This is a genomic window from Pedobacter terrae (assembly GCF_036946585.1).
In the GTDB taxonomy this organism is placed as follows: domain Bacteria; phylum Bacteroidota; class Bacteroidia; order Sphingobacteriales; family Sphingobacteriaceae; genus Pedobacter; species Pedobacter terrae_C.
Genome location: NZ_JAQIIV010000020.1, coordinates 70,613 through 87,033, shown reverse-complemented (window position 1 = coordinate 87,033; position 16,421 = coordinate 70,613). Strand labels below are relative to the sequence as shown.

Annotated in this window: 16 protein-coding genes and 1 pseudogene; 11 read left to right on the top strand and 6 right to left on the bottom strand. The window is 38.2% G+C overall.

Annotated elements, in window-relative coordinates; genetic code table 11:
• Positions 1-873, bottom strand: a pseudogene (gene pfkA, locus PGN18_RS19790) (6-phosphofructokinase); the annotation flags it as partial.
• A 111-nt stretch (positions 874-984) separates the two neighbouring features.
• On the opposite strand from pfkA, the gene PGN18_RS19785 reads away from it, so the two are divergent.
• On the top strand, positions 985-1,674 hold the full coding sequence (locus PGN18_RS19785; protein ID WP_335321305.1) for an NUDIX hydrolase: 690 nt from the start codon (positions 985-987) through the stop codon (positions 1,672-1,674).
• Between the two features lie 156 nt (positions 1,675-1,830).
• Here the strand turns inward: PGN18_RS19785 and PGN18_RS19780 are convergent, their stop codons facing one another.
• The gene (locus tag PGN18_RS19780) at positions 1,831-2,691 is read right to left on the bottom strand and encodes an N-acetylglucosamine kinase (protein WP_335321304.1); all 861 of its coding nucleotides are present in this window, start codon (positions 2,689-2,691) and stop codon (positions 1,831-1,833) included.
• Positions 2,692-2,911: 220 nt separating this feature from the next.
• On the opposite strand from PGN18_RS19780, the gene PGN18_RS19775 reads away from it, so the two are divergent.
• The 5 genes from PGN18_RS19775 (at position 2,912) to PGN18_RS19755 (ending at position 9,805) form a co-directional block, all read left to right on the top strand.
• A complete protein-coding gene (locus PGN18_RS19775) occupies positions 2,912-3,934 on the top strand; it encodes a threonine aldolase family protein (protein WP_335321303.1) in 1,023 nt (340 codons plus the stop codon).
• Positions 3,935-4,045: 111 nt separating this feature from the next.
• Positions 4,046-5,557: an acetyl-CoA carboxylase biotin carboxylase subunit gene (gene accC, locus PGN18_RS19770; protein WP_335321302.1), complete on the top strand. Its 1,512-nt coding sequence runs from the start codon at positions 4,046-4,048 to the stop codon at positions 5,555-5,557.
• Between the two features lie 210 nt (positions 5,558-5,767).
• On the top strand, positions 5,768-6,352 hold the full coding sequence (locus PGN18_RS19765) for a riboflavin synthase (RefSeq protein WP_335321301.1): 585 nt from the start codon (positions 5,768-5,770) through the stop codon (positions 6,350-6,352).
• Positions 6,353-6,499: 147 nt separating this feature from the next.
• Positions 6,500-9,142 carry a glycoside hydrolase family 78 protein gene (locus tag PGN18_RS19760; RefSeq protein WP_335321300.1) on the top strand — a complete coding sequence of 881 codons (2,643 nt, stop codon included), beginning with the start codon at positions 6,500-6,502 and terminating at the stop codon, positions 9,140-9,142.
• Between the two features lie 201 nt (positions 9,143-9,343).
• Entirely contained in the window at positions 9,344-9,805 is a 462-nt protein-coding gene (locus PGN18_RS19755) for a DUF4268 domain-containing protein (protein WP_335321299.1), read from the top strand.
• On the opposite strand, the gene PGN18_RS19750 is transcribed toward PGN18_RS19755, so the two are convergent.
• Positions 9,802-10,956, bottom strand: a complete 1,155-nt coding sequence (locus PGN18_RS19750) for a tetratricopeptide repeat protein (protein WP_335321298.1) — start codon at positions 10,954-10,956, stop codon at positions 9,802-9,804. The two genes, PGN18_RS19755 and PGN18_RS19750, sit on opposite strands and share 4 nt — an antisense overlap.
• A gap of 128 nt (positions 10,957-11,084) precedes the next feature.
• On the opposite strand from PGN18_RS19750, the gene PGN18_RS19745 reads away from it, so the two are divergent.
• From PGN18_RS19745 to PGN18_RS19730, 4 genes are all read left to right on the top strand, one after another.
• Positions 11,085-11,381, top strand: coding sequence for a hypothetical protein (locus tag PGN18_RS19745; protein WP_335321297.1), 297 nt, complete (start codon positions 11,085-11,087; stop codon positions 11,379-11,381).
• Between the two features lie 13 nt (positions 11,382-11,394).
• Positions 11,395-11,985 carry a porin family protein gene (locus PGN18_RS19740; protein ID WP_335321296.1) on the top strand — a complete coding sequence of 197 codons (591 nt, stop codon included), beginning with the start codon at positions 11,395-11,397 and terminating at the stop codon, positions 11,983-11,985.
• Positions 11,986-12,168: 183 nt separating this feature from the next.
• Entirely contained in the window at positions 12,169-12,588 is a 420-nt protein-coding gene (locus PGN18_RS19735) for an organic hydroperoxide resistance protein (protein WP_335321295.1), read from the top strand.
• A gap of 192 nt (positions 12,589-12,780) precedes the next feature.
• A complete protein-coding gene (locus PGN18_RS19730) occupies positions 12,781-13,215 on the top strand; it encodes a MarR family winged helix-turn-helix transcriptional regulator (protein WP_335321294.1) in 435 nt (144 codons plus the stop codon).
• A 5-nt stretch (positions 13,216-13,220) separates the two neighbouring features.
• Here the strand turns inward: PGN18_RS19730 and PGN18_RS19725 are convergent, their stop codons facing one another.
• The 3 genes from PGN18_RS19725 to PGN18_RS19715 form a co-directional block, all read right to left on the bottom strand.
• Positions 13,221-14,135 (bottom strand): YihY/virulence factor BrkB family protein, encoded by a 915-nt coding sequence (locus PGN18_RS19725; RefSeq protein WP_335321293.1) that lies wholly within the window; start codon positions 14,133-14,135, stop codon positions 13,221-13,223.
• An 82-nt stretch (positions 14,136-14,217) separates the two neighbouring features.
• Positions 14,218-14,616: an META domain-containing protein gene (locus tag PGN18_RS19720; protein ID WP_335321292.1), complete on the bottom strand. Its 399-nt coding sequence runs from the start codon at positions 14,614-14,616 to the stop codon at positions 14,218-14,220.
• A 74-nt stretch (positions 14,617-14,690) separates the two neighbouring features.
• Positions 14,691-15,215, bottom strand: coding sequence for a GNAT family N-acetyltransferase (locus PGN18_RS19715; protein ID WP_335321291.1), 525 nt, complete (start codon positions 15,213-15,215; stop codon positions 14,691-14,693).
• 393 nt (positions 15,216-15,608) lie between these two features.
• On the opposite strand from PGN18_RS19715, the gene PGN18_RS19710 reads away from it, so the two are divergent.
• Complete coding sequence (locus tag PGN18_RS19710) at positions 15,609-16,400, top strand: hypothetical protein (protein ID WP_335321290.1); 792 nt, start codon at positions 15,609-15,611, stop codon at positions 16,398-16,400.
• Positions 16,401-16,421 lie beyond the last annotated feature (21 nt).

The window sequence follows — 16,421 nt, the reverse complement described above, 5'->3', positions numbered from 1 at the left end:
TCTCTCTCTGTTTCGCCTGCAATTAACGCATTTACTGCGGCAAAACCTAAACGACTGCCCAAAATTCTGTCGAAACTGCTTGGGCTTCCGCCTCTTTGAAGGTGGCCGAGGATGGTTACCTTAGTGTCGTAATGATCGAAAGTTTCCTTTACCTTTTTAGCAATATCATAAGCACCGCCTTGTTTATGTCCTTCAGCTACAATTACAATACTCGACGATTTTTTAGTCGCTGCACCTACGGCCAGTTTATCAATCAATTCATGAACACTGGTATCTCTTTCTGGCAATAATACCGCTTCAGCACCACTGGCAATCGAACTTCTTAAGGCAATACAGCCAGAATCACGGCCCATTACCTCTATAAAAAAACAAACGATCGTGTGCATCGGCAGTATCCCTGATCTTGTCAATCGCTTCAATTACGGTATTAATCGCGGTGTCATAACCTAAAGTAAAGTCAGATCCGACTAAATCGTTATCGATCGTTCCAGGAATACCAATAACCTTTACCCCGAATGTTTCCGAAAAACGTTTAGCTCCGGTGAATGTTCCGTCGCCACCAATAACCACTAATCCATCAATATCGTTTTTCTTTAAGTTTTTGTAGGCAATCTGCTGACCTTCGTCTGTTTTAAATTCTAAACAGCGTGCAGTTTTTAATATGGTACCCCCCAAGTGTAAAATATTACTTACAGAACGGGCATCCATTGGTTTTATGTTGTCGGTTATTAAACCCTGGTAGCCTTGCATTACCCCGAACATGTTAATGCCATGGTAAATTCCGGTACGAACAACAGCTCTGATTGCTGCATTCATCCCTGGGGCATCGCCTCCAGAAGTTAATACAGCTATATTTTTTATATTTGGCTTCATCTTTATAATACGAATATAGTGTGTATTTTTTACACTAAGTAATTTATTTTATTTTTTTTACTTAATATTGAAAGTTATACCTTTATCTGCTTAAAATAACTAATTTTTACTTTGGAACAAATTTTACCTCATTTAGATTCCGTATTCTCGATAGATTGCGTTTTGTTTGGATTTGATGGTAAGGAGCTGAAAATCCTGCTAATCGAAAGGAATGAAGAACCGTTTAAAGATTGGTGGGCATTGCCCGGTAACATTGTTGGTCCTGATGAAAGTTTAGATCAATCAGCCTCCAGGATTTTATATGAGCTTACCGGTTTGCGTGGTATTTATATGGAGCAGTATTATGCTTTTGGCGATCCAAATAGGCACCCACAAGGTAGGGTAATTACTTTAGCTTATTATGCTTTGATCCGTTTAGGCGGGGATAAGGAATTACGCCCGATCAGTACTTACGCCAAGCGGGCAAATTGGTTGCCAATTACTGATCTGCCAAAATTGGCTTTTGATCATCAGAAAATTTACGATAAAGGATTAGAGAAAATAAAACGGCGGATTAAACATCAGCCGATTGCGTTTGAACTCTTGCCAGAGAAATTTACCTTAACGCAATTGCAGCATGTTTACGAATTGGTACTGGGTAAAAAACTTGATAAAAGGAACTTTAGAAAGAAAATTATAAGCTTTGGGGTGCTAAAGGAACTTGATGAAAAACAAAAAGGCGTTTCTTATCGTGCCGCTACCTTGTACCGTTTTGATAAGCGTAAATACGCAAAGCTTTTTGGTAAGGAAATTTCGTTTTAGCGGAGGGCATTTGCCGTGGAGCGGAGAGTTGAAAAGGCAGAAGATAATTAAATCTATTATACAAAAAAAATCCCGGTTTGAATTTCAAGCCGGGATTTTTTTGTTCTCTCTGTTTTCAGTACTGTTAACTCCGAACTGAAAACTCCCAGCTGTAAACTAAGCCTTCGGTGATAACTCTAAGTGATAATGTACCAGGTCATCTATAGGTGAACGGATAATTTTGCCTACGCCCATTTCATAACGATCGGCTACAATGCTTAAAATATCGCGGAAACTATAACCTACTGAACCCACACAGTTTAATTTGTGGTCTTTATAGTTTGGATAGTGGATAACCAAAGCTTCGAAAAATGCGGTAAAGGCATAATCTATGGTGCTGAAAGCATAATCTTCATAGTTATCTTTAAAATCGTATAAGAACTTACTAAAGCTTGCGCAGAAACGGTTCGGCAATGGCTTATTATAAATATTATCGAAAATGTCCTCGTTTGTTAAAGCATAATTATCATAAAAAGCTTCACGTAATCCTTTTGGCATATAACCTTTCATGTAATCGCTTAAAATGCGTTTACCTATGTAAGAACCGCTACCTTCATCGCCCAAAAAATAGCCTAAAGAATCAATGTTCATGGTAATTTCAGTTCCATCATAAAGGCACGAGTTGGTGCCTGTACCTAAAATAGCCGCAAATCCTGGCTCATTTCCAAGAAGTGCCCTGCATGAAGCAAGTAAATCATGGCCTACAAAAATGTTTGCATTGGTGAAGATCTGTTGCATCGCATCGGATACAATTTTAACATTTGCAGGTGTAGAACAACCGGCACCGTAGTAATAAACCGCTGTCAATTTTTCTCGTTCCAAGTGGTCTGGAAGAGTCTCATTCAAAGACTTTACAATGTACTCTCCTTTAGAAAAATATGGATTGTAACCTTCGGTGTTAAAGTAAATTTTTCTACCGGCCTCGTTAATCAAACACCAATTTGTTTTGGTTGATCCGCCGTCTGCAATTACTATCATTTTATTTATTTTTGGTTTTAGCACGATAAAAGTATAAAAAGTCTTATATTTTGTATTCTTTTTTTTAATAATTTTTTAACAATTTATTGTTGCTCAAAATTAAGTGTGTAAAAAATACACTATATAGGGGGCTTAATCGCCGAAAAACCTTAAAATTATACCAGAAAAGGCTATGGTCTTTTTTTTATTCGTCAACAATATATTACAATTAAATAGCTAAATGAACAAGCAATTTTTGGATTTCAGGAGTGATACGGTAACCAGGCCAACTGCCGGAATGTTGGATGCCATGATGAACGCAAAAGTGGGTGATGATGTTTTTGGTGAAGACGAAACCGTGGATGCTTTAGAAAGAAAATTGGCTACAACTTTTAATATGGAAGCCGGGCTGTTCTGCCCATCTGGAACGATGACCAATCAGATTGCGATTAAGTGTTTTACTCAGCCCATGGACGAGGTCATCTGTGATCAGACTTCGCATGTTTATCGATATGAAATTGGAGGCATTGCTTTCCACTCTGCCGCATCGGTAAGATTATTACATGGTGAGCGTGGGATTTTGACACCTGAACTGATTGAGCCCGAAATCAATGAGGAAAATATCCACTATCCAAACTCGAGTTTGGTTGTTTTGGAAAATACCGTAAACAAAGGTGGGGGAAGTTGTTATACCTTATCACAGATTGCACCCATTCATCACCTCTGTAACATTAAAGGATTAAAGTTGCACTTAGATGGTGCGCGTATTTTTAATGCCCTTACGGCTACTGGCGATCGGGCAGGCGAATACGGTAAGTATTTTGATGGCATTTCGGTTTGTTTATCTAAAGGACTTGGGGCGCCGGTGGGTTCGGTACTACTGGGTAGTAAACAAATGATCCATAAAGCGCGGAAAATTAGAAAGGCTTTTGGTGGAGGGATGCGCCAGGCAGGTTTTTTGGCCGCAGCAGGTATTTATGCACTTGATCATCATGTAGCGCGGTTAAAAGATGATCACACACATGCGCAGGCATTGGCCAGTGCATTGGCTGGCGCAACATACGTAAAATCGGTAATGCCGGTTGAAACCAATATCGTTATTTTCGAAGTAGATAAAGGATCAGCGGAAAAGATTGTACACCAGTTGAAGGAAAAAGGACTTCATTGTAATACTACGAGTGCCAGTACCATCCGTTTGGTTACGCATCTTAATCTAACTGCCGAAATGATCGATCAGGCAATGGAAATAATATTACATTTGTAGATATAGTCGGAGGTCCGAAGTCGGGAGTCCGAAGTCAATAGTTTTATAGTTCATGGTCAATAGTCATGTAGTTCATTTATAATCTGCATATATATACAAAGTCTAATTAAAATGTCCGAAAACGCTAAACTCCAAACTCCAATTTCCAAGCTGCTAATCGCTAATCGTGGTGAAATTGCCTTACGTATCATGCGCTCGGCAAAGGAAATGGGTATCAAGACGGTTGCTGTTTTTTCTGAAGCAGACCGGAATGCACTGCACGTACGCTATGCCGACGAGGCCGTTTGTATTGGTCCGGCGCCCTCTAGCCAGAGTTACCTGGTTGGTGAGAAGATTATCGATGCCTGTAAACTAACGGGGGCAGAAGCCATTCATCCAGGTTATGGGTTTTTATCTGAAAATGCAGGTTTTGCAAAAATAGTTGCCGACGCCGGGCTCATTCTCGTTGGTCCTTCGCCACAGGCCATGGAAACCATGGGCAATAAATTATCGGCAAAGGCCGCAGCACTTCGCTATAATATTCCAATGGTTCCCGGAACGGAAGAGGCCGTTCAGGATGTAGGCGAGGCAAAGCAACGCGCCATTGAAGTTGGTTTTCCGATCTTAATCAAAGCTGCCGCAGGAGGCGGAGGTAAGGGAATGCGCATTGTAGAGCGGGCGGAAGATTTTGAAGAACAGATGCAACTTGCCGTAAGCGAGGCTACTTCGGCCTTTGGAGATGGCGCTGTTTTTATTGAGCGTTATGTCACCTCTCCAAGGCACATTGAGATACAGGTTTTGGGCGATAGCCACGGCAATATTGTGCATCTGTTTGAGCGTGAATGTTCTGTACAGCGCCGGCATCAGAAAGTGGTTGAAGAAGCTCCCTCATCCATATTGACTGAAGAAATAAGGCAAAAAATGGGGAACTGTGCGGTAGATGTAGCCCGTTCGGTAAATTATACCGGAGCGGGTACGGTAGAGTTCATTTTAGATGAACATCTCAATTTCTTTTTTCTCGAAATGAATACCCGCTTGCAGGTAGAGCATCCCGTAACCGAGCTGATCACGGGGATAGATCTGGTAAAAGAGCAGATCAAAATTGCTTCCGGAGAAAAATTGAGTTTTAGTCAGGATGACCTGAAAATAAGTGGACACGCCATCGAACTTAGAGTTTATGCCGAAGATCCGGCTAATCATTTTTTGCCAGATATTGGTACTTTGCAGACCTATCAAACACCCAAAGGTAATGGTGTAAGGGTAGATGATGGCTTTGAGCAGGGAATGGAAATTCCAATTTATTATGATCCCATGATTGCAAAACTGATTACTTATGGCAAAGATAGGGCAGAAGCGATGGAGCGAATGGTTAGGGCTATTGCAGAATATGATATTACCGGGATAGAAACTACTTTGGGTTTTGGTAAATTTGTAATGCAACACGAGGCTTTTAAAACAGGTAATTTTGATACACACTTTGTTAGTAAATACTTTAAAGCAGAAAGTTTAAAAAAACAGGATGAAACTGAAGCACTGATTGCCGCTGTAATTGCCGCACAACTGTTCGAAAAAGATAATATAAAATTAGGCGTTGAAGCAGTTAAAAGCACTTCGGTCTGGAGAAAGAATAGATTAAAATATTAAAATATAGAGAAGTCCTGATGGGGACTCATGCTGAAACAAATTCGATAGCTATCGGATTTGTTTCAGTATCTTTCTTAGTAATAAATAATAAACCATCATTGCATGGAATCGTCATTCCCAACTTGATTGGGAATCTTAATGCCTTTAAAGTTTTTATTCGGCATTGAGATTCCAGCATGTGCGGGAATGATGGACTTTAAATAGAAATAAATGTTCACAGGAATTATAGAAACACTTGGCGAGGTTACTGCCATTAAAAACGATCATACCAATATTCACTTTACCATATCTTCGGCCATTAGCCATGAGCTAAAAATAGACCAGAGTGTAGCCCATAACGGCGTATGTTTAACCGTTGTAGCATTAAATGATGGAACGCACACCGTTACCGCTATAGATGAAACGTTGAAAAAAACCAATCTGGATGCTTTAAAAGTAGGTAGTAAAGTTAATCTTGAGCGCTGTATGCAGATGAATGCCCGCTTAGATGGCCATATTGTACAGGGCCATGTAGACCAAACTGCAGTTTGTGTGAAACGCGCAGAACTGGACGGCAGCTGGGAGTACCGATTTAAGTATGATGCCAGTGCTGGAAATGTAACCGTTGAAAAAGGATCTGCCTGTGTAAACGGGATTAGCTTAACTGTTGTAAATTCAGCTGATGATGAATTTTCGGTATTCATCATCCCTTATACTTTTGAGCATACCAATTTGCAGGAAGTTAATGTTGGTGATACGGTGAATTTAGAATTTGATATTATCGGTAAGTATGTTGCCCGTTTGATGAATAGGTAAGCTTTTTTGTTTAAGTATTTTATAATTGGTTTTTGATTATCTACTTGCGTTGTGCTAAGTTTAATTTTTCATAACAGTGCAGGATGGTTAGTTGAACAATATTGCTGATAATCGCAGTGTTAAAATCAAAAATTAACGCTAACCAAAATGAACAAAAGCTTATTTATACCCTCCATTATTCTTGCCTTATTGCTTTTATTAAAAACGGATGCTTTCTCCCAGAAGATCTCGGTAAAAGATTTAACGGTTGAGCATTTGATAAATCCTTTAAGTATTGATTATCCAAAACCCAGATTCAGCTGGAAAATAATTTCGGATATCAAAAATACCAAACAGCGCAGTTACGAAATCAGACTGGGTAACTCGCCCAAAATTGAAAAGGTGTTATGGGAAACCAAAGTAGAAAATGATCAATCTGTGCTTGTAAATTATGATGGACCCCAGTTATCTTCAAAAACCAAATATTATTGGCAGGTCAGGGTAAAAGATAATTATGGGAACATATCTGCATGGTCACCCGTGCAATATCTTCAAACAGGTTTAAAGACTCAAGATTGGCAGGCGAAGTGGATTGCGGTAACCGCAAAGGATACTTCATTGGCGAGCCCTTTGTTCAGAAAAGAAATTAAGCTGAAAAAACAGGTAAAATCTGCATTGGTTTACATTACTGCCAAAGGATTATATGAGGCGAGTATTAATGGCAGCCGCATTGGTAATGCTTATTTTGCACCGGGCTGGACCAGCTATAAAGATCATATTCAATATCAGGTTTATGATGTTAAACAATCGCTAAAGAAAGGTGGTAATGTAATTGGCGTTATGTTAGGAGATGGCTGGTACAAAGGTCGCATTGGGTTTAATCATCAAAAACAATTTTATGGTGATACCAGGGCTTTGTTAATGCAGCTGGAAGTAGAATACACTGACGGGAGTAAAGAAACCATTGGGACCGATAGCACCTGGAAAACAAGCTATGGTCCCATTTTGTCTGCTAATATTTATGATGGTGAAACTTATGATGCCCGATTGGAACGCAAAGACTGGAATAATATTGGCTATAAAGAAGACACTAACTGGAAACCAGTACAGGAGTTGGCCTTTGGTCCGGAAAAACTAGTGGGAATGAGTGGGCCTCAGGTAGCCAAACATGAAGAATTTAAAGCCTTAAAAATATTTAAAACCCCAAATGGCGAAACCGTTGTAGATTTTGGTCAGAATTTAGTAGGCTGGGTAATGCTGAAAGCAAAAGGACCGGCTGGGACAAAAATTTCCATCGCTCATGCTGAAGTATTAACCAAAGAAGGTAATTTTTATACGACTAACCTGAGAACAGCCAAGCAGCAGAATAATTATATTTTAAAGGGCGAAACTGATCAGGTATTCGAACCACATTTTTCCTTTCAAGGTTTTAGGTATGTTAAAATAGATGGATACCCCGGTGAACTGAAATTGGAAAATCTTACAGCTGTAGCAGTTTATTCCGATATGAAAACCACTGGAAAATTCAATACCTCCAATCCATTACTAAATCAATTGCAGCATAATATCACTTGGGGACAGAAAGGAAATTTTGTTGATGTGCCAACGGATTGTCCGCAGAGAGACGAACGTTTGGGTTGGACCGGTGATGCCCAGGCATTTGCTTTAACTGCAGCCTACAACATGGACGTGTCTGGTTTTTTTACCAAATGGTTAAAAGACGTTGCTGCAGATCAGCTTTCTAATGGCAGTGTTCCGTTTGTAATACCAAATGTGCTGAATCAGAATGATGCGGGTTCCGCGGGATGGGCAGATGTGGCCACTATTGTTCCATGGGATATGTATGTATCATATGGAGACAAAGGGCTATTGGAAACACAATATAATAGCATGAAAAAATGGGTCGATTATATTTCTTCCGTTGCTAAAAATAACATTTGGAATACCGGTTTCCACTTTGGCGATTGGTTGTTCTACCGTCCTAATGATGATAACGACGGCCGCGCTGCAGTAACCGATAAGTATATGATTGCCCAAACGTTTTATGCTCATTCTACCCAGTTGTTGATTAATGCAGCAATGGTATTAGGCAAGAAAGAGGATGTAAAAAAGTATAATATACTGTTAGATCAGATTAAAGCGGCCTACATCAATGAAAATATGACACCAAGTGGCAAATTGATCTCCAATACCCAAACGGCATATGTATTGGCCTTGCAATTTGATATGCTGCCTGAAAACTTACGTGCACAGGCTGCACAAAGACTGGTAGATAATGTAAAGGATTATGGAAACCACCTCACCACTGGTTTTTTAGGAACCCCATATCTATGTCATGTATTGAGCCGCTTTGGGCATGAAAATGTAGCTTATGATTTATTGCTCCAGGAAAGTTATCCTTCATGGTTATACCCGGTTAAAATGGGAGCTACCACGATCTGGGAACGTTGGGATGGTATCAAACAGGATGGTTCCTTCCAAACGGCAGATATGAATTCTTTTAATCATTACGCTTACGGCGCTATTGGCGATTGGATGTATAAAAACATAGCAGGCATTAACCCGGTTGTTACAAATCCTGGTTATAAAAAGATTTTGATTGCGCCAAGGCCTGGAGGTAAATTAACCAGTGCTTCAGCAGAGCTGGAGACTGTTTATGGAACCTTAAAATCTTCCTGGACTTTAATTGATGGAATTTTTAAACTGGATGTAGTTGTACCCGCCAATTCCACTGCTACTGTTATATTGCCAAAAACTGATAAAAAGGAAGAGATAGGATCGGGTAGTTACCATTTTGAAAGTAAATATTAATCGCTAATATTGCAACGTTTGATAGCCCACGAAGGGTCGTCATTACGAAAAGGCTTTTCAGCCGACGAAGCAATCTTTCTTGCACGAATCGCGAGCAGAACATATTGCTTCGTCGTACCTCCTCGCAATGACTAGTTTTCTATTGAAGTCTGTCAATGGCAACGCAGTCGAGATGGCGGTGCTTTATGCTTAAAAAAATCGATGTACAGTAAAGAAGAATCGGCCCGTTTGCGCCAACAGTTTTGGATTAGTTTTGGGCAATACATGAAACCAGTTCCATCAGCCAGTGGCTCGACAGTAAACTGGACAAACTATAAAACCGGTGTGAAGAACATCTTCTTTAAGATGGATGTTGATGGCAAAAAAGCCTTTATCAGTATTCAGTTGTCACATCCTGATGCCGACATCAGACATCTTATTTTCGAACAGTTTGAAGAATTTAAACGCCTATTTACCAATACGGTGGGCGAAGAATGGGACTGGATTAAAGATGCAACCGATGACTTCGGCAAAACTGTGTCACAGATTTCCATCTCGATTGCGGAAGTGAGCATCTTTAATCAACAACATTGGCCGACCTTAATTTCCTTTTTTAAACCACGAATAATTGCCCTGGATGAATTTTGGGATAATGTAAAGCCAGTTTTCGAAAATTTGGTTTAATCGGTCAGGTTTAGTTGTGCAATTCGACCCTTTGAAAATCTGATTTCTTCTTTATCATCTGCTAAACTTGGCCTGCTTTTTAAATAAAGGTTATAATATTTAAGGGCATTTTTACCCTGTTTTAAGCTGGTATCATAAAATACCGCTAAACGATAATACAATGTTGGAGTTGCTTTAAATTGCAGGCCTTTTTTATAGGCTGCGCTTGCCAGGGCCAGTTGGTTATTTTCCTCATAAACCAACCCTAATAAAGCATAATAGCTGGAAGTATTGGGTGAGATCGCCTCATCGATAGTTTTTTTGGTGTAAAGTGCTGATCGGTTATAATCTTTTAATGCCCGGTAACTAAGTGAGGTGTAGTAAAGGGTAGCTTCGTTTTCCATAGCAGCTGCTTCCAATTCTTTAAAAAGCGCTATTGCTTTGGGATACTTCTTGGTGTAATAGTAAGCCTTTGCTACGTCCTTTATTACCCCAGCATCTGCACCATCTTTCAATAATTTTTCGCCTGATGCAATCACTTCACCATATTTTTTAAGCTGGTTGGCAATGGGTAGTTTCGCTCTTTGAAGCACTAAATTATCACCATCTCCTTTAATGGCAATATCGAGCACACGATAAGCTTTTTCGTATTGCTGAAAAGATGAATGGAGTTCAGCAAGGTCAGCAGCAACATCGCCTTCTAGTGGATTGATAAAGTTAGCTTTTAAAAGATAATTGAGTTTAAGCGAGTCATCTTTCGGTGACTGATATAAATTGGCTAATAGTTTATATACATTAAAATTATTACTATCTATTTTTACAATTTCGCCATAATACAATCTGGCTTTTTCGGTATTGCCTCTTTTGGTGTTAATATTACCCAGACTAAAAAGAATGGATAAGTTCTGCGGCTGCAGGGCATAGGCCTTCGTATAAAGTTTTTCAGCTTCCACATGATTGCCTGCCATTAAAAAACAGTAACCCATTTGGCTCAGGATTTTGAAATCATTTACATTTTCTCCATAAATGCCTTTCAGGTACTGAGCTGCATCTGCATAACGTTGGCTTTGGTAGAGGTCGAATAGTTTTTCCTTATCTACAGTTTCTGTAACTTGGGCATAACTTGTAAAAGTTAATATGGATAAGGCTAATAGTATAAATAGGTTTTTCATAATAAATGATTTTAAACTAAATTATTAGTTATTTTTGTTAGTTCCAAGTGATAATTAAAAAATGGAGAAAAAAAACAAAAACAATACAAAGGGGTTTATAAAGAATAGTTTAACTAAAATAAGAACCTATGAATACTTTAAAAAAGTTTGAATTAATGGAAAAGATTGTGCGTGAATTGGAAGATTTACAAAATTCTAAACAGGCACTTATTCAGAAAATTGCTAAAATTGAAGTAGACAATATCGAATTAGGCGATAGCCGTCTGGAAAAAGATTTACCAGAGATTCATCAAAATTTAGCAGATAACTTAGATACTATCTCAGGAATTTTAGATTACTTTGCGGGTAAAACACAAAATTTTGGTGATAAAAACAATGTTGATGCTTTAAAAGAACAGGAAGCCATTAATAATGTCACCAGCTAATATTTAATCGCATATGAAATTTTTATCGTTAACCGTTGCCTTTTTACTGGTTGGCTTATTTGCCAGCGCACAGGTATTGCCTTCATTCCAGCTGGGTGTTAAAGCTGGTGCAAATTTTTCTAAATTTGATAGTGAAAACACTTTTAACAGCAACAACCGCACTGGTTTTTACGGAGGCCTTTGGGCTAGGGTAGGAGCAGCAGGTGTTTATTTTCAACCTGAGCTTTACCTGTCAGGAAAAAAAACGGAGCTGGTAAGCGAGTCGACAGGTGAGGTAAATAAAGTACGCTTTACGAGTTTAGATGTGCCTTTGTTGGTGGGTACAAAATTTGGTGCCGTTGGTGTAGGACTCCGTTTAAATACAGGACCAATGTTTTCATTGATATTAGATGAAAATCAGAGTTTTAGCCAGGCAGCTGGAAATGTTTTTCGTGCCGATTTTAAAAACCAGGCTTTGGCCTGGCAATTTGGAGCCGGTTTAGATCTCAAAAAAATAAGTTTTGACGCTCGTTACGAGTTGGGACTATCTAAAATTAATAAAGCTGGTTATCCAGGCACCAAACTAAATTTATTTACAATTGGTCTAGGTTATAGAATTTTGTAATAAAAATCAATAAAATAGTAAGGTGTTCATTTAATATGAACACCTTTTTTTTATGCCGAAGATTTGGTTTTCGCATATAAGAAGATTTCTTCCGCCTTTCAAATATTAATTTGCTTTTTTAATATAGTTGCTTATATTTGTATCGCAAACGATATAATCGCTTACGATACAAAAATTTTAAATATGAAAACGTTATATGAAACAAGCGCCACAGCAACAGGCGGACGTAATGGAAAAATAACAAGTGCAAATGGTGTTTTAGCACTTGAAGTAAGAATGCCTAAAGAACTTGGCGGTAATGGCGATGGGTATACTAACCCAGAACAGCTTTTTGCTGCGGGTTATGCCGCCTGCTTTGATAGTGCATTAAACCTGGTGATGCATCAGGATAAGGTTAAGCCTGATGAACCATCTTCAGTTAAAGCAAATGTATCGCTACATCCTGATGAAAAAGGCGGCTTCAAATTAGGCGTATCCTTACAAGTTCATATTCCAGGAATTGAAAATACGCAAGCGCAACAATTGGTTGAAAAAGCACATGCGATATGTCCCTACTCAAATGCGACACGTGGCAATGTTGATGTGAAATTGGAAGTGATTTAATTACTAAATTTTACAAGGAACGTGCGGACCGTAGTGTTCTATAGTATTTCCTTCGGCTGAGAAATCTTTAACATTATTTAAGGATTTCTTTTGCCTTTTCTACCTGAATAACAACTTGATTTTGTAATAAACCGTAAATTTGGTAGAAAATGATTACTTAGCTAAATATTTTACTGTGAAAGAAAATAGGTGATGGAAATAGATGAGTCTTTAAAACTGGAAAATCAGTTATGTTTTCCGCTATATGCCGCTTCGAGGTTAGTGACTAAATGTTATCAGCCAGTGCTTGATACCTTAGGTATAACCTATCCGCAATATCTGGTTTTAATGGTATTGTGGGAAAATGATTCAGTTAATTTAAGCTTGCTTTCCGAAAAATTGATGCTGCAATCGAACACCTTAACTCCATTGCTGAAGCGGATGCAGGAAACTGGTCTTGTAGAGCGTGCTAGATCATTAAAAGACGAGAGAAGCATTAACATATCGCTTACAGAAAAGGGATTGGCGTTGAAAGAAAAAGCACCAGCTTTGCGGGCTCAGCTTGGCGAGCAACTGGGGATAAGCTTAGAAGAAAGTTTACAACTCAAAAGCCTGCTTGATAAATTGATTCAAAATCTGGATGTTTGATGGCTTTAATGTTCTTTTTTCAATTCAACTTCAGTCAGCTCATAGGCGAAAGACCCATTTTTTGGTACGATAGGAGTGGCGCGCCCAACGCTCAATGCTTTTATAAATGAAGCTCCAAAATAGAATATCAGCGAAGAGTAGAATACAAACAGCATAATAACAATAATTGATCCTGCTGATCCATAAATATTGCTGATGTTACTTAGTGGTAATAAAATCCTTAATATATATTTTCCAGCGGTAAATAGGCATCCGGTTAACAAGCCTCCGGAAATGGCCGCCCTCCAGGTAGGTCTTCCATTGGTTAAATACCTGAAAAGGATGGTAAACCAAGTTGTAACAATGATTACAAAAACCAGTTGATTGATAATTGAAGTTAAAACCAATCCAAAAGATGGTGCTCCGTCTTTGAGGAAAGCACCTATATAAGCCTGCACACTATCAGCAAGTAAGCCGATAAAAAATAATATTCCGGCCAATAAAATAATGGTAACGGATATGGCTCTTGATTTAAGGGTATTAATAATCCCTTTTTTATCTTTCTGGCCGATATTCCAGATCTGTTCTAAGGAGTTTTTGATTACATTAAATAGTGTGGTGGCTACAAAGAGGAAAAATATAAAACTAAATAAAGTAACATACCAGGCCTGATCAATGCCCCGAATGTTTCTTAAGGTCGTTCGGATCTGTAAAATACTCTCATTGTCCAGAATATTCGACAAACGTTCAAAAAGGTTAGTAGCCAATAACTTTCTATCGGTGAACATACCAAAAAGCCTGATCAGGATGATCAATATTGGAGGTAAAGCGAAATTGGTGAAAAACGCAGTAGCACCGGCTAACCGCAATGGATCATTCTGCTGAAATAAATTAAATGCTTTTCTTATGGTAGAGAAAAAAAACTTCAGATCTAGTTTCATCAATGGCATTGCTCCTGCGTTAAACTCAAAAGGCCGAAAATAGTAAAAATACTTTATGCAGCCTTTTAAGATTGTAAAGATTCTAGTTGGTTTTAGTGAAAACCATTAAAGTTTTATCACCATTTAACAACTGTAGTTTATTGTCAGTTATTTTAGCGTTATTAACCTGGTTTAGGGCATGTAAGTAAGCACGTTCAGCAGCGTCAGTTTCCTGGCAGAACATTTTTGTGCTAAAAACATTTTTAACAGTTATCTTATGATCCGTAATTTCTCCTTGTCCGCCGTAACTGTTGCAAAATGATTTTCCGCTAATTTTAAGGCTATCAGCAAAGTTTAGGGTGGCTTTTGCGGTTGAGGGCAGCGTTAATCCCGGTAGGGAGGTCAGTTCCCATTTGGTGTTGGTGAAACTTGCCGGATCTAATTTTTCTTTGCAAGAACTCATTAACAAGATTAAAATACCACAGTAGATAAGGTTTTTCATAACAAAAGTTTATATAATTTATTTTTTGTTATCAAAAACTAAACCATAAAAGGTAAAATAAGTTCATAATCGGACTAAGCTGGTTTTTCAATCTTCATCCAGTGGTGTTTTGTGCCATCGTAATTGAAAATAGAGATTCGCTTTAAACCTACTTTTTCCAGCACATGGATAGAGCTGAGGTTATTAATATCTGCAATACCTATTATCTCCTTCAATTTTAACTTATTAAAACCATATTGTAACGCGGCCATGGCCGTTTCCGTAGCATAACCCTTTCCCCAAAACAGTTTGCTGAACCGATACCCAAGATCATAATAGTTAATGTGGTTATTGGTAATTTCTGTAATCAATTTCAGACCAGACCACCCTACAAAATTACCTGTTGCTTTTTCGATAACAGCCCATCTACCGATGCCGTTTTCAACATATTGTTTTCTGATAAACTCAATTTCAGCAATACTTTCCTCAATTGACTTCACTGGTCTGTTACCAAGATAGAGGTGAACATCAGGGTCACTGTTCATTTCAAACATACCGTTAGCATCGGCAGGCATGAGTTCGCGTAAAATTAAGCGATCGGTTTCGGCAAAAATCTTCATAATGTGATCCTTGTTCTATCAAAATTAATATAAAGTTATTTACGATACTATATACAATATCCATGATAGAATAAATCTGCGAGTCTACAAATCAGCTGAATATAGCTATGTTTTATATCCCCCAAATTTAAGAAGATTGGCTCAGATTATAGAATGGAATACGGACGATGGTGTAACGCTGCGATGTTCCGAGAAATTGGCGGAGAAATGATCTAAAACGTGTTTTCCAGATCATTTTTTTTTTGATCCAATAGCATTTTCCGCTTAGCGGCTAAAATGTCTTAAAATACGATGTAAATAGAACTTTTAACTTTAACTGGTAATTTTCTGGTGATTTTATAATAGAAAAGCAATAAAGGTTTTAAATTAGCACAAAATATAAATAGCTAAACCATGAAAATTACGCTTTATGCACTCTTACTATCCGTTGTTTTATTTGGCTGCGGAGGCAATTCTGAAAAAACTTTTGAAGCACGCGCATTTGCGACGAGTGATGATTTTAATGTATTTCCAAAATCCAAAAAAAATATATTGACCATTGTAAAAACTGATTCAGGAAAATTATCCACTGACGATCGTTTTAGCATTAAATCGAAAGACACCGCTGTCGTTGTAGATGATGCGCCGAATACTGAAACAAAGAAATTTAAGGTTGCTTCTTTTATCAATACGCAAAAAACAGCGGTATTGGTTCAAAGTGATAATGGAAAGGATAAAATGGATCCTTTTTATATCATTTATGTAAATGGTGGAAAAACAGAAGTGGTGAGCTTAAACAAGCCTTCAAAAGGTGCTGAAGATAAAAAATATACAAAAGGATTAGAAGAGTTAACCAGAAGCAATTTGTTAGTGAACAATGATTTTTTTATCACCACAATCAATTCAAGGGTTTACCCGATTAAGCGTCAAAATGAAGATGAACGTATCCAGGGGAAATTCTTTATGTATTCAAGCGATAAAACAACCCTGGTGTTTTTAACCGCTAATTCTTTGTACCAGGTAAATACAGCAACAGGCGAAACTTTTAACCTGCCTTTGCCAGCAGCATTAACCAATCAACCTGAAACCCTTGTTGCTAATATTCAGAGAGATTATACCTGGTTAGCAAATAAGAACGGGACATCGTTTTTAAAGAAGAGTGCCGATGATGACCGCATTGTAGACATTAGTGAGTTTAAACGTTAAGGTTTTTTGAAGTTACTGGCT

Bases quoted from the DNA above. Each gene is read 5' to 3' on its own strand.
- PGN18_RS19780 (WP_335321304.1), bottom strand. From the start codon at position 2,691: ATGATAGTAATTGCAGACGGCGGATCAACCAAAACAAATTGGTGTTTG.
- PGN18_RS19775 (WP_335321303.1), top strand. From the start codon at position 2,912: ATGAACAAGCAATTTTTGGATTTCAGGAGTGATACGGTAACCAGGCCA.
- accC (WP_335321302.1), top strand. From the start codon at position 4,046: ATGTCCGAAAACGCTAAACTCCAAACTCCAATTTCCAAGCTGCTAATC.
- PGN18_RS19765 (WP_335321301.1), top strand. From the start codon at position 5,768: ATGTTCACAGGAATTATAGAAACACTTGGCGAGGTTACTGCCATTAAA.
- PGN18_RS19760 (WP_335321300.1), top strand. From the start codon at position 6,500: ATGAACAAAAGCTTATTTATACCCTCCATTATTCTTGCCTTATTGCTT.
- PGN18_RS19755 (WP_335321299.1), top strand. From the start codon at position 9,344: ATGTACAGTAAAGAAGAATCGGCCCGTTTGCGCCAACAGTTTTGGATT.
- PGN18_RS19750 (WP_335321298.1), bottom strand. From the start codon at position 10,956: ATGAAAAACCTATTTATACTATTAGCCTTATCCATATTAACTTTTACA.
- PGN18_RS19745 (WP_335321297.1), top strand. From the start codon at position 11,085: ATGAATACTTTAAAAAAGTTTGAATTAATGGAAAAGATTGTGCGTGAA.
- PGN18_RS19740 (WP_335321296.1), top strand. From the start codon at position 11,395: ATGAAATTTTTATCGTTAACCGTTGCCTTTTTACTGGTTGGCTTATTT.
- PGN18_RS19735 (WP_335321295.1), top strand. From the start codon at position 12,169: ATGAAAACGTTATATGAAACAAGCGCCACAGCAACAGGCGGACGTAAT.
- PGN18_RS19730 (WP_335321294.1), top strand. From the start codon at position 12,781: ATGGAAATAGATGAGTCTTTAAAACTGGAAAATCAGTTATGTTTTCCG.
- PGN18_RS19725 (WP_335321293.1), bottom strand. From the start codon at position 14,135: ATGAAACTAGATCTGAAGTTTTTTTTCTCTACCATAAGAAAAGCATTT.
- PGN18_RS19720 (WP_335321292.1), bottom strand. From the start codon at position 14,616: ATGAAAAACCTTATCTACTGTGGTATTTTAATCTTGTTAATGAGTTCT.
- PGN18_RS19715 (WP_335321291.1), bottom strand. From the start codon at position 15,215: ATGAAGATTTTTGCCGAAACCGATCGCTTAATTTTACGCGAACTCATG.
- PGN18_RS19710 (WP_335321290.1), top strand. From the start codon at position 15,609: ATGAAAATTACGCTTTATGCACTCTTACTATCCGTTGTTTTATTTGGC.